Source organism: Blastomonas natatoria (assembly GCF_003201955.1).
GTDB lineage: Bacteria > Pseudomonadota > Alphaproteobacteria > Sphingomonadales > Sphingomonadaceae > Blastomonas > Blastomonas natatoria.
This window is the reverse complement of sequence record NZ_QJJM01000001.1, coordinates 316734-328795: the sequence shown is the minus strand read 5'-3', so window position 1 is coordinate 328795 and position 12062 is coordinate 316734. Positions and strand designations below refer to the sequence as shown.

General features: G+C 63.5%; 16 protein-coding genes. 6 read left to right on the top strand and 10 right to left on the bottom strand.

Annotated features, from left to right (window positions below):
* Positions 1 to 1065 carry a cytochrome c oxidase subunit II gene (gene coxB, locus C7451_RS01735; RefSeq protein ID WP_110297235.1) on the bottom strand — a complete coding sequence of 355 codons (1065 nt, stop codon included), beginning with the start codon at positions 1063 to 1065 and terminating at the stop codon, positions 1 to 3.
* A 198-nt stretch (positions 1066 to 1263) separates the two neighbouring features.
* On the opposite strand from coxB, the gene pyrE reads away from it, so the two are divergent.
* From pyrE to lepB, 4 genes are read left to right on the top strand one after another with little or no spacing between them, the layout of a single operon-like run.
* Positions 1264 to 1857, top strand: coding sequence for an orotate phosphoribosyltransferase (gene pyrE, locus C7451_RS01730; protein WP_110297234.1), 594 nt, complete (start codon positions 1264 to 1266; stop codon positions 1855 to 1857).
* Positions 1854 to 2594, top strand: coding sequence for a pyridoxine 5'-phosphate synthase (locus C7451_RS01725; RefSeq protein ID WP_110297233.1), 741 nt, complete (start codon positions 1854 to 1856; stop codon positions 2592 to 2594). Before pyrE ends, C7451_RS01725 begins: the two co-directional genes overlap by 4 nt.
* On the top strand, positions 2591 to 2995 hold the full coding sequence (gene acpS / locus C7451_RS01720) for a holo-ACP synthase (protein ID WP_110297232.1): 405 nt from the start codon (positions 2591 to 2593) through the stop codon (positions 2993 to 2995). The genes C7451_RS01725 and acpS overlap by 4 nt, the downstream gene beginning before the upstream one ends.
* Before the next feature lie 37 nt (positions 2996 to 3032).
* Positions 3033 to 3902 carry a signal peptidase I gene (gene lepB / locus C7451_RS01715; protein ID WP_110297231.1) on the top strand — a complete coding sequence of 290 codons (870 nt, stop codon included), beginning with the start codon at positions 3033 to 3035 and terminating at the stop codon, positions 3900 to 3902.
* Positions 3903 to 4095: 193 nt separating this feature from the next.
* Here the strand turns inward: lepB and grxD are convergent, their stop codons facing one another.
* The 8 genes from grxD to leuC all read right to left on the bottom strand — a co-directional run bounded on the left by grxD (position 4096) and on the right by leuC (position 9342).
* Positions 4096 to 4428 carry a Grx4 family monothiol glutaredoxin gene (gene grxD / locus C7451_RS01710; protein WP_110297230.1) on the bottom strand — a complete coding sequence of 111 codons (333 nt, stop codon included), beginning with the start codon at positions 4426 to 4428 and terminating at the stop codon, positions 4096 to 4098.
* Between the two features lie 31 nt (positions 4429 to 4459).
* Positions 4460 to 4693: a BolA/IbaG family iron-sulfur metabolism protein gene (locus C7451_RS01705; protein WP_023836414.1), complete on the bottom strand. Its 234-nt coding sequence runs from the start codon at positions 4691 to 4693 to the stop codon at positions 4460 to 4462.
* Positions 4694 to 4696: 3 nt separating this feature from the next.
* Complete coding sequence (locus tag C7451_RS01700; protein WP_110297229.1) at positions 4697 to 5023, bottom strand: DUF1476 domain-containing protein; 327 nt, start codon at positions 5021 to 5023, stop codon at positions 4697 to 4699.
* Between the two features lie 90 nt (positions 5024 to 5113).
* Positions 5114 to 6109, bottom strand: a complete 996-nt coding sequence (locus C7451_RS01695) for an NADPH:quinone oxidoreductase family protein (protein ID WP_110297228.1) — start codon at positions 6107 to 6109, stop codon at positions 5114 to 5116.
* Between the two features lie 119 nt (positions 6110 to 6228).
* Complete coding sequence (leuD, locus tag C7451_RS01690; protein WP_110297227.1) at positions 6229 to 6822, bottom strand: 3-isopropylmalate dehydratase small subunit; 594 nt, start codon at positions 6820 to 6822, stop codon at positions 6229 to 6231.
* Entirely contained in the window at positions 6809 to 6997 is a 189-nt protein-coding gene (locus C7451_RS01685) for a hypothetical protein (RefSeq protein WP_244181483.1), read from the bottom strand. Before C7451_RS01685 ends, leuD begins: the two co-directional genes overlap by 14 nt.
* A gap of 6 nt (positions 6998 to 7003) precedes the next feature.
* Positions 7004 to 7840, bottom strand: a complete 837-nt coding sequence (locus C7451_RS01680; RefSeq protein WP_110297226.1) for an N-acyl homoserine lactonase family protein — start codon at positions 7838 to 7840, stop codon at positions 7004 to 7006.
* A 74-nt stretch (positions 7841 to 7914) separates the two neighbouring features.
* Entirely contained in the window at positions 7915 to 9342 is a 1428-nt protein-coding gene (gene leuC, locus C7451_RS01675; protein WP_110297424.1) for a 3-isopropylmalate dehydratase large subunit, read from the bottom strand.
* A 142-nt stretch (positions 9343 to 9484) separates the two neighbouring features.
* On the opposite strand from leuC, the gene C7451_RS01670 reads away from it, so the two are divergent.
* On the top strand, positions 9485 to 9988 hold the full coding sequence (locus tag C7451_RS01670) for a sterol desaturase family protein (RefSeq protein ID WP_110297225.1): 504 nt from the start codon (positions 9485 to 9487) through the stop codon (positions 9986 to 9988).
* 94 nt (positions 9989 to 10082) lie between these two features.
* On the opposite strand, the gene C7451_RS01665 is transcribed toward C7451_RS01670, so the two are convergent.
* Complete coding sequence (locus C7451_RS01665) at positions 10083 to 10889, bottom strand: SDR family oxidoreductase (RefSeq protein WP_110297224.1); 807 nt, start codon at positions 10887 to 10889, stop codon at positions 10083 to 10085.
* 237 nt (positions 10890 to 11126) lie between these two features.
* Here C7451_RS01665 and C7451_RS01660 point away from each other — a divergent pair, with 237 nt between their 5' ends.
* Positions 11127 to 11930 carry an ATP-binding cassette domain-containing protein gene (locus C7451_RS01660; protein ID WP_110297223.1) on the top strand — a complete coding sequence of 268 codons (804 nt, stop codon included), beginning with the start codon at positions 11127 to 11129 and terminating at the stop codon, positions 11928 to 11930.
* Positions 11931 to 12062: the final 132 nt, after the last annotated feature.

Here is a 12062-nt window from a genome sequence, read left to right as displayed (position 1 = left end):
TTACTGAGCAGCGGCGGGAGCGGCGGCGGCTGCGGCCGCGCCCTGCGCTGCGGAAGTGGTGGTGGCAGCTGCCGGAGCAGCAGCGGGTGCGGCGGCGACTTGGTCACCCTTGACGGTGCCGCCCTGCGAACGGACCCACGCGTCGAACTTGTCGCGCGGCAACGCCTCGACCGCGATCGGCATGAAGCCGTGGCGTGCGCCGCACAGTTCCGAACACTGGCCGTAATAGACGCCCGGCTCCTTGATGGTCAGCATCTTCTCGTTCGAACGACCAGGAACGGCATCCATCTTGAACCAGAGCGACGGGACCGCAAAGCTGTGGATCACGTCCGATGCCGTCGTGATGATGCGGATCGGCTCACCGGCGGGAACGACCATGCGGTTGTCGACAGCAAGCTGGAAGGGCTCGCCACGTTTCTCGGCGTCCTCCTTGCTCAGCATGTTCGACACGACTTCGAAATCACCATTGTCGGGATAGCTGTAACCCCAGTACCACTGATAGCCGGTAACCTTGACGGTGACGGCATCGGCCGGGGCCGGCTTGTACTGCTTGGCGAGCAGATCGATCGAGGGAACCGCAACACCGACCAGAATCAGCACCGGCACCAGCGTCCAGATGATTTCAATCGCGGTGTTGTGCGTGACGCGCGACGGGTTAGGGTTTGCGGCGGCGCGGTAACGGATCATCACCCAGATCAGCAGACCGAGAACCAGCAGCGAGATAGCAACGATGATCGGCAGCAGCACCGAGGTGTCGAGCCAGTGCGCATATTCGCCCAGCTCCGAATACTGCTGCTGGAAATCCAGGCCCTTTTCGATGGGCATGCCCTTGCCGGCGGTGGGCGCCATCGGCGTGTAGCTCGAATCGAGTGCCGTGGCGGCAGCAGCGTCGGCCGGAGCAGCCTCAGCCGCAGCAGCGGGCGCGGCAGCAGCCGGTGCGACCTGAGCGCTGGGCGTGGGAGCCGCCACCGGCGGAGCGGGCGGGGTTTGCGCCAACGCCATCGGCGCGGTCACGAGAGCAAGGGCTGCGAAACCGATAGATTTCGTCCAAGATGCGAACGCCATTCGTAGAATGTCCCTGTATAGGCAGGGCATCCGTCCACGTCCCATAGTGCCGGATCACTGCCGTGTTTGCGTCATAGCTATGGCTGCCTATACGCAGGCTTGCCGCCAGTCTCAAGCCAATCTAGGGATATTTTTTAAGCGCCGGTTCAGCCTCGAGGGCCCCTGCCCCCGGCGACGCTACGTAAAGGGTAAATACCGATGCAGGATGATGAAATTCTGGCAGAGTTCCGTGCCAGCCAGGCCTTGCTGGAGGGGCATTTCATCCTCTCTTCGGGTCTGCACAGCGCCCATTATCTGCAATGCGCCCGCGTGCTGATGGACCCGATGCGCGCCTCGCGTCTGGCCAGCGCGCTCGCAGCGCGCATGCCGCGCGACGTCCGCTCGCAGATCGACCTTGTTATCTCGCCTGCCATGGGTGGCCTTATAATAGGGCATGAAATGGGCCGCGCGCTCGGTGTCGAGGCGATGTTCGTCGAGCGCCCAACCGGCACGTTCGAGTTGCGTCGCGGATTCGCGATCAAGCCGGGCCAGAAGGTCCTGCTGATGGAGGATGTCGTCACCACCGGCCTGTCCTCGCGCGAGGCGATCGCGGCAGTCAATGCAGCGGGCGGCGAGGTGATCGCAGCAGGCGCACTGGTCGATCGCTCCGCTGGAGAAGTCTCGCTAGGCGTGCCGTTCTTCCCGCTGATTTCCTTGAATTTTCCAAGCTATCCTGCCGAATCGCTGCCCCCCGAACTGGCGTCAATTCCGGCAACAAAACCGGGCAGCCGCAAGGAACCCGAAGCAGCATGAACAATCATATCCGCCTCGGCGTAAACATCGACCACGTCGCCACCATCCGCAATGCGCGCGGCGGCGATCATCCCGATCCGATGCGCGCGGTGCGCATCGTGGAGCAAGCCGGCGGCGACGGCATCACCGTGCACCTGCGCGAGGACCGGCGGCATATCCGCGACAGCGATCTCGACGCGATCATGGCGGGGGCGACGCTGCCGATCAATCTGGAGATGGCCGCAACCGAGGAGATGCTCGCCATCGCGCTGCGCCACCGCCCACACGCCGCGTGCATCGTCCCCGAAAAGCGCGAGGAGCGCACCACCGAGGGCGGGCTGGACGCGGCGGGGCTGCACAACACGCTGATGCCGATCGTCGGTCGGCTGAGCGATGCGGGCATCCGCGTCAGCCTGTTCATCGAGCCCGAGGCGCGGCAGATCGAGGCCGCGATGCGGCTGGGGGCCCCGGTCGTCGAGCTCCACACCGGGCGCTATGCGCATCTGTGGCTCGACGAGGACCGCGACGGGGTTCAGGCCGAACTCAAGCGCATTGCCGATGCCGCCGCACTGGCTGCCAAGAACGGCATCGAACCGCATGCAGGGCATGGGCTGACCTTCGAGAATGTCCAGCCGATTGCCGCCATCCCGCAGCTGGCAGAGCTCAATATCGGCCATTATCTGATCGGCGAGGCGATCTTTGACGGCCTTGAGGCCAGCATCCGCAAGATGCGCCAGCTGATGGATGAAGCGCGGTGATCATCGGCCTGGGCTCGGACCTGTGCAATATCGAGCGAATCCAGAATTCGCTCGACCGGTTCGGCGCTCGGTTCGAAAAGCGCGTTTTCACCGATGTCGAGCAGGCCAAGGCCAACCGCCGGCCGTTCACCAAGGCAGGCACGCTGGCCAAGCGCTTTGCCGCCAAGGAAGCTTTTTCGAAGGCGGTGGGAACAGGGTTCAAGGCTGGGGTGTTCATGAAGGATATCGGCGTGGTCAATGCCCCTTCCGGCGCGCCGACCCTGCATCTTACCGGAGGCGCGAAGGCACGACTGGACAGCATGATCCCTGAAGGCCATTCCGTCGTCATTCATCTTACGCTCACCGACGATCATCCATGGGCTCAGGCCTTCGTCATTATCGAGGCGCGGCCCGTTGACTGACAGCCCCTCGCCCCGTCCGGATCCGAAAGACCCCGTAATGGCAACTGAATCTTCCGACATCACGATGGACGCAAAGGACGCGCGCACGCCCGAGGGCGAAAAGCCCGTGAACTGGTTCGAGGAGATTCGCGGACTGTTCCTGCTGCTGCTGGCCGTGCTGGCCTTCCATTCGCTGGTCGCCAAGCCCTTCTACATCCCGACCATGTCGATGATGCCCAACCTGCTGGTCGGCGACCGGCTGGTCGTGAGCAAATACCCCTATGGCTGGTCGTGGGTGTCGGTCTCCTTCCATCTGCTGCCCCCGATGAAGGGACGAATCATGGGATCGACGCCCGAATATGGGGACATCGTCATCGCCACCCCTCCGGGCGCGCAAAGCGACTATATCAAGCGCGTGATCGGGCGGCCCGGCGACACCATCGAGGTGCGACAGGGCCGCGTGATCCTGAACGGCGAAGAGGTGGTGCGCGCGGTGCAGCCGAACATGCTGCTTCCGGTCGATACGAACTCCCCCTGCAATGCCGGTGATTTTCCGATGCTGAAGATGCGCGGCGCGGACGGTCGCTATTATTGCGAGCTTCCGATCATCCGCGAGACGCTCCCCAATGGCGTGTCGTACAACACCATCGATCTTGGCCCCGATTATCCGCTCGACAATTATGGTCCCTATAGGGTGCCTGCAGGTCACGTTTTCCTGATGGGCGACAATCGCGACCGGAGCGCCGATAGCCGCGCAAGCCTGGAGGACCTCGGGTTGGGCGGTGCGGTTCCGCTGGAAAATATCGGTGGCCGTGCGGAAATCGTCACCTTCTCGCTCGACGGCAACACCAACTGGAACCCGCTGAGCTGGTGGGCTTCGTTGCGCGGTGAGCGCGCCGGCACGAGCCTTCGTCCCGACAAGGATTGAGGCAGGCCAGCCCCTCCCCTCTTCTGTCCTGACTGGCAGACTTAGTCTCTCTCGGACGGCCTCTTCGAAGAACCAGCACATACCGAATGACAATCGCCGGACTCAGCGTGTGCGGAGCCCGGCGATGATCAGATAGTGACGAATTGAGGCCTGATCCCGCGCGGATGCCAGGTGCCCGATTGGCGAGAGGAAATCAGCCCGCCGAGACGAGGCCCTTTTCCTGCATCAGCGTCTGAAGTTCGCCAGCTTCGAACATTTCCATCATGATGTCCGATCCGCCGATGAATTCGCCCTTCACATAGAGCTGCGGAATGGTCGGCCAGTCGGAAAATTCCTTGATGCCCTGGCGGACTTCCATGTCCTGCAGCACGTCGACGCTCTCGTAATCCACCCCCAGATGGTCGAGAATGGCGACGGCACGGCTTGAAAAGCCGCATTGCGGAAACAGCGGCGTGCCCTTCATGAACAGAAGGACGTCGTTCGCCTTGACGATTTCGGCGATTTTCGCCTGTGCGGTATCGGTCATCGGGATGCTCCCTTGAATATGCAGATGGCGATTAGCTGGGAAGCGCGGTGGTCAGTTGCAAGGCGTGAAGTTCGCCGCCCATGCGCCCGCCAAGCGCCGCATAGACCGCGCGGGTGCGGGCAAGGCGCGTCATGGGTCGGAAGCTCTCAGCAACCACATGCGCGGCATAATGGTCGCCATCACCTGCGAGGTCGGTGATCGTGACCTCGGCATCGGGGATGCCAGCCTTGATCAGCGCCTCGATATCGGCAGCGGCCATCGGCATGGCTCAGTTCGACTCTTCGATGAACTGGCGACGCGCTTCGGCCATCTTGCCCTCGAGCGCAGTGCGCACACCCAGCTCGTCGATATCGACGCCCGCCGATACCAGATCGCCCAGCAGCTTGCGGATCACGTCCTCGTCGCCGGCTTCCTCGAAATCGGCCTGAACGACCGATTTGGCATAGGCTTCGGTTTCTTCCGGCGTGAGGCCCATCTGCTGCGCGGCCCAATGGCCGACCAGCCGGTTGCGGCGGGCCGTGATGCGGAACTGAAGGTCCTCGTCGGCGGCAAATTTGGCTTCGAAGGCGCGTTCGCGATCCTGGAAACTGTTCATGTCTGTCCCTCACTGGTCATGCAGGTCTGGCGTTTGCGCATAGGCCGGGCCAAGCGCGGCGGCAAGCGCCAAACCGCATGAATCCGCTGGTCACATCGTCACGACAAGCTTGCCGATTGCCTCGCGATTTTCAAGCTTGGCGATGGCCTTGGGCGCATCGGCAAAGCTGAAGCTTTCCGAGATACGCGGCGAGATCTTGCCCGCCGCCCACAGATCGAACAGCTCGGCAATATTGGCGGCGTTGCGCTGCGGTTCGCGCGCGGCAAACGCACCCCAGAAGACGCCGCAGACATCACAGCTCTTGAGCAGGGTGAGATTGAGCGGCAGCTTGGCGATGCCGGCAGGGAAGCCGACCACCAGGAAGCGCCCTTCCCAGGCCATGGCGCGCACCGCCGGTTCGGAATAGTCGCCGCCGACCGCATCGTAGACGATATCCGCGCCATTGGGGCCGACGGCCTGCTTGAACGCATCGGCCAGCGCCTTGGACTGCGCCTTGTCGAAAGGCTGGCGGTCATAGACCACGGTCTCGTCCGCACCCGCTTCGCGCGCGGCCTTGGCCTTTTCCTCGCTCGAGACGGCGGCGACCACACGCGCGCCATAGGCCTTGCCGAGCTCGACCGCCGCCAGTCCGACTCCGCCTGCCGCGCCCAGCACCAGCAGCGTATCGCCTGGCTTGATATGGCCGCGATCCTTGAGCGCGTGGATCGAGGTGCCATAGGTCATCAGCAGCGATGCGCCCTGTTCGAAGCTGAACTGGTCGGGCAGCTTGTATGCGCCTGCAGCCGGCACCACCTTCTTCTCGACCAGCCCGCCAAAGCCGGTGCCCGCGATGACGCGATCGCCCACCGCCCAGCCGGTGACGCCCTCGCCCACCGCCTCGACAACGCCTGCGATCTCGCTGCCCGGCGCGAAGGGGCGCTGGGGCTTGAGCTGATACATGTCCTTGATGATCAGCGCGTCGGGAAAGTTGATCGAACAGGCCTTGACCGCGACCAGCAGCTCGCCGGGTCCGGCCACCGGCGCATCGACCTCGGTCATCTCCAGCGTTTCGGGGCCACCTGCGGCGTTCGACAAAAGGGCTTTCATCTTCGGGCTCTCTCCAGTTGTTTGTGATTGTTCCCCGTCACCCCCGCGAGCGCGGGGGTCCCGCTTTCTTCAACGATCAGCGCAGAAGCGGGATTCCCGCGTTCGCGGGAATCCCGGAATTATGCTGCTGCGGGCACCAGCCAGGGCTTCTCGCTTGCAAGCTTCGCCTCATAGGCGCTGATCGCATCGGTCTTGGCGAGCGTGAGGCCGATCTCATCCAGACCCTGCAGCAGGCAGGTCTTGCGGAACGGATCGATCTCGAAGGTGAAGCGGTCCTGGAAGGGCGTCGTCACAGTCTGGCTTTCCAGATCGACATGGATCGGATCGGTCGCCGCGACTTCCATCAGCCGGTCGACCGCTTCCTGCGGCAGCACCACGGTGAGGATACCGTTCTTGAAGGCATTGCTCGAGAAGATGTCGGAAAAGCTCGGCGCAATGACTGCGGTGATGCCGAGATCGGTCAGCGCCCAGGCCGCATGCTCGCGGCTCGAACCGCAGCCGAAATTGTCGCCCGCGATCAGGATCGGCGCGCCTGCGAATTCGGGATTGTCGAACACGTTGTCAGGCTCGGCGCGGACAGTCTCGAACGCCCCCTTGCCCAGCCCTTCGCGACTGATCGTCTTCAGCCACTGCGCCGGAATGATGATGTCGGTATCGACATTCTTGCGGCCAAAGGGAATGGCCCGGCCTTCCACACGGTCAATCGGTTGCATGCGGCCCCTCGGTGGCTTCTGCGCCCGGTTCTTCGGGCTTGGTATCCTTGGCGCCCGGCTTGGGCTTGCCGAACTGCTTGCCGACATAAAGCAATGCCGCTGCCAGCGCTGCCGATCCGACCGCAGCGCCCGCCATGGCGCTGTTGGACCAGCCATTCTTCTTGTCGTTGCTCACTTGATCCTACTCCGCTGCCAGGGGAAATGCCGGCAGCTTCTTGATGTCTGCCGGTTCGTGCTGAATGATCACTGTCGCATCCAGATTGTCGGCCAGTTTCTTGAACCGGTCAAGCGAAGCGAGTGTCTCGGCACGATCGTAATTGAAGGTGGGCACGCCGTTGCTGGCGTAATTCTCCTTGAAATGCGCAAGATCGCCGGTGAGCAGGAAGGGTTTCTTGCCCCTCAATCGCACCAGCAGACCATTATGCCCCGGCGTATGCCCGGGAAGGCGCAACATGGTCACCGACCCGTCACCGAACACGTCCTTGTCGTTGGCCACAGCCTCGACCTTGCTGCCGCCCTTGATCCAGGCCTCGAAAGGCTTGGGGTCGGCGCCATAGGTCGCAGGATCGGTGGTCACCACCTGCCAGTCATTCTTGCCGACCAGCAGCGTCGCACCCGGAAATTCGGCAAGCTGGCCGATATGATCGAAATGATAATGGCTGACGCCGACATATTTGATCGCCGCCGGATCGACATTGAGCGTGGCCAGCTGTTCCTTGATCGTGACCGTAACCGTTGCATCCATGCTGGCGTTGGGATCGAGCGGCTTGCCCTTCATCGCGGCGGGCAGGCCCGTATCCCAGAGCAGATAATCGCTGCCGTGCTTGATCAGATAGCAGCTGCTGGCAAGCTGCTTCGACTTGCCGGTATAGGCCTGGGTGTCCGAAAAGGCGTTGAGATCGTTCGCCGCAACCGTCCCGCAATCGAGCCGCCACAGCTTGACCTCGGCCTGCTGCGCCGCAGCGGGAGTGGCGGCAAGACCGGCGGAAATCGCCAGTAGAATCAGCAGCTTGCGCATCTCAATTGCTCCTGTTTTCCTTACGATCAGCCGGAATTGTCTCTGCATCCGTCAGCTGTGGCAAGGGTATTCGATCAGACCAGTTCGCGCACGTCGGCCAGCCGCCCGGTGACCGCCGCTGCTGCCGCCATGGCGGGCGACACCAGATGCGTGCGTGCACCCGGCCCCTGGCGGCCGACGAAATTGCGATTGGAGGTCGAGGCGCAGCGTTCGCCGCTCGGCACCTTGTCGGGGTTCATGCCCAGGCACGCCGAGCAGCCCGGCTCGCGCCATTCGAATCCGGCCTCGATGAAGATGCGGTCGAGCCCCTCCTCCTCGGCCTGGCGCTTGACCAGGCCCGAGCCGGGAACGACCAGCGCCGACTTGATGCCGGGGGCGTTGCGGCGGCCCTTCAGCACGTCGGCAGCCGCGCGCAGATCCTCGATGCGGCTGTTGGTGCAACTGCCGATGAAGATATGCTCGACCAGAACCTCAGCCAGCGGCGTGCCTGCCGTCAGACCCATATAGTCGAGCGATTTCCGCGCGGCGGCACGCTTGGAGGCATCCTCGAAGCTTTCGGGATCGGGGATGACGCCGGTGATCGGCACGACATCCTCGGGGCTGGTGCCCCAGGTGACCGAGGGCGCGACATCGGCGGCGTCAATGACGACGCTCTTGTCGAACACTGCGCCGTCATCGGTCCTGAGCGTGCGCCAATACGCGACGGCAGCGTCCCAATCTGCCCCCTTGGGCGCCATCGGACGGCCCTTGAGATAGGCGAAGGTGGTGTCGTCCGGTGCAATCAGTCCGGCACGCGCGCCTGCCTCGATCGACATGTTGGCGATGGTGAGACGCCCCTCGATCGACATCTGCTCGAATACGCGACCGCGATATTCGACGACATGACCGGTGCCCCCTGCTGCGCCGATCTGGCCGATGATGTGCAGGATCAGGTCCTTGGGGCTGACACCTGCCGGCAGATCTCCCTCGACGCGGATTTCCATCGATTTCGAGCGCTTGAGCTGCAGCGTCTGCGTCGCCAGCACATGCTCGACTTCCGAGGTGCCGATGCCGAAGGCCAGCGCCCCCAGCGCGCCATGCGCGGCGGTATGGCTGTCGCCGCAGACCATTGTGCAGCCAGGCAGCGTGAACCCCTGTTCGGGGCCGATGACATGGACGATGCCCTGCCGGATATCGGTAGCGCTGATATAGGGCACACCGAAGGCAGGCGCATTGCGCTCGAGCGCCTCGAGCTGAGCGCGGCTTTCGGGATCGGCTATGGGAATGCGGTTGCCGTCGGCATCGAGCCGCGCAGTTGTCGGCACGTTATGATCGGGAACGGCCAGCGTCAGGTCGGGCCTGCGCACCTTGCGCCCGGCCATGCGCAGCCCTTCGAACGCCTGCGGACTGGTCACTTCGTGCACAAGATGACGATCGATGAAAATGATCGCGGTGCCATCGTCGCGCTGATCGACGACATGCGCGTCCCAGATCTTCTCGTACAGCGTCCTTGCCTGAGTCATCGTGCAGATTACCCCTTCGAACCGGTCTTCGCTGGTCGCTTGGCAGAAGCGAAAGCCCAAATCCAGCGCGGATTTGGTTGCGATTGCAACTGGGACAATATGCCCCCTTCAATCGGCCTGCGAATGCGCCTATTCTGGTGGCATGCAAGCCCTTATCAACTTCGGCATCGTCATAGCCTCGGTCGCGTTCATGGAGTTCGTGGCGTGGTGGAGCCACAAATATGTGATGCACGGCTGGGGCTGGGGCTGGCACCGCGACCATCACGAGCCGCACAACAACACCTTCGAGAAGAACGACCTGTACGCGATTGTTGGCTCGGCCATCTCGATCAGCCTGTTCATCATCGGCGCATGGCTGTGGGAACCGGCGACCTGGATGGGCGTCGGCGTGATGATCTATGGCGCGATCTACACGCTGATCCATGACGGGCTGGTGCACCAGCGCTATTTCCGCTGGGTGCCCAAGAGCGGCTATGCCAAGCGCCTCGTGCAGGCACACAAGCTGCATCATGCCACCATCGGCAAGGAGGGCGGGGTGAGCTTCGGCTTCATCGTCGCCGAAGACCCGGCCAAGCTGAAACAGGAACTCAAGCGTCAGCGCGAAGCTGGGATCGCCGTCGTCCGCGACTCCGTCGGCGCGAACTGAGCCTTATCCTTGCTAGCCTTTCAGCCTGCCAGCGCGACGGATTTCGGTAAGACAGCCCTGAACGCTTCGCTCTGCGCCGGATGAAAACGGGGCCTTACTGACCCCGACTCTCCCTTACCATCAGGCCGCCGCGCTTGCGGATCGATCCCGGCATCCACTTGGCGGCAAAGGCCAGCCGCTTGGCGGTCGGACCGACATAGCTGTGCACATGTTTGGGATCGTGCACCGCATTCCACGCCGCCTCCGCGACCAGCGAGACCGGCGCGATTTCCAGCCCCGCCGCAGTGACGCTTGCGCCGATCGACTGGTTGGAATTGGCAGGCGTGCCTTCCAGCAGCGGCGTATCAATGAAGCTCGGCAGCAGCGCGCGGACGCGGATGTTGTCGAGGCTCCATTCGATATCGAGCGCCTCGGTCAGCCCGCGCACCGCGAACTTGGTTGCCGAATAGACCGACAGGCCCGCCGAGCCGTAAATGCCGCTCGCCGACGAGGTGTTGAGCAGGCACGATCCGGGCGTCGCTTTCAGATATTTGTGGCCGATATGCGCGCCATAGACAACGCCCTTGAAATTGATGTCGACCAGTTTCTCGATATCGTCCTCGCTGTGATTTTCCAGCGGCCCGCCGATGCCGACGCCCGCATTGTTGAACAGCACGTGCAGCTTGCCGCTGCTCTTTTCGGCAAAGGCCTCCAGCGCGGTCGTCCATTGCTCGCGGCTGCGCACGTCCAGCGGGTGGATCGAGGACATGCCGGGCGGCAGCATCGCGGCGGTCTCTTCCATGCCCTTGCGGTTGACATCCGCCAGGCCCACGAACCAGCCGCGCTGCGCGAAATAGCGCGCGACTTCCCGTCCGATGCCCGATGCTCCGCCGGTGATGAAGATATATTTGGTCTCGGTCATATGATTAAGCTCCCCTCGCTCCAACTTCTCCGAGTTCCCGAGCGAAGTCGAGGGACGTATGCGCCAGCGGTTGCGAGCACGTCCCTCGACTTCGGTTTACCCTGAGCGGCTGGCTTGCCAGCCAGCCGAAGGGCTCGGGACAAACGGATGGTGGGTTTGGTCGCATGCTATGGTCGCCTTGCAGATCGCGCAAGTGGGTAGCCAGCAGCGCCCCCACCCGCCTATAAGCGGTCCCGCATGGCGACCTCCCCCATTCCTTCTCGGCCGCAAGGCGCGCGCGGCCCTGCCGTAGCGTTCGAGGGCGTGGGCAAGGCCTATGGCACGACCATCGCGATCGACACGATCTGTGCGACAATTTCTCCCGGGACATTTGTTGCCATCGTCGGAAGCTCGGGATCGGGCAAGTCGACGCTGCTCAAGACGGTCAACCGGCTGATCGAACCCGATTCGGGCCGCGTCCGCATCGACGGCCAGGACGTGGCCGGCCGGGAACCGCATCGGCTGCGCCGCTCGATTGGCTATGTGTTCCAGAATATCGGCCTGTTCCCGCACATGACCGTCGCGCAGAATATCGGCATCGGATCGCGGCTGGCAACGGGGCAGACGCTGGCCAGCGACCGGGTGGGCGATCTGCTCGACCTAGTCGATCTTCCCCGCGATTTCGCCGCGCGCCTGCCCGAACAGCTTTCCGGCGGCCAGCAGCAGCGCGTCGGCGTGGCGCGCGCGCTGGCGGGCGAGCCGGGGCTGATGCTGATGGACGAGCCCTTTGGCGCGCTCGATCCGGTCACGCGCGAGGCGCTGGGCGAACAGTATCGCGCCCTGCACGAGCGGCTGGGCCTGACCACGATCATGGTCACGCACGACATGGCCGAGGCGCTGCTGTTTGCGGATCGGGTGTGGGTGATGGCCGGCGGACGGATCGTTGCCGAGGCGGAGCCTGCCGAACTTATCGCAGGAGGGTGCGGGGCGGAGGCCGAGGCATTGGTCGCGGTACCGCGTTTGCAGGCGGAGCGAATTACCGCGATGCGGAGCGGGGGTTGAGCGTGGGGCTTGGGTTAACGATCACGTCCCTCGACTTCGCTCGGGACAAACGGGTGTGGTTTGGTGGCAAAAAGCGCAAATCCGCAACTCGCCCATCTCCGTTTGTCCCGAGCCCTTCGGCTGGCTGGCAAG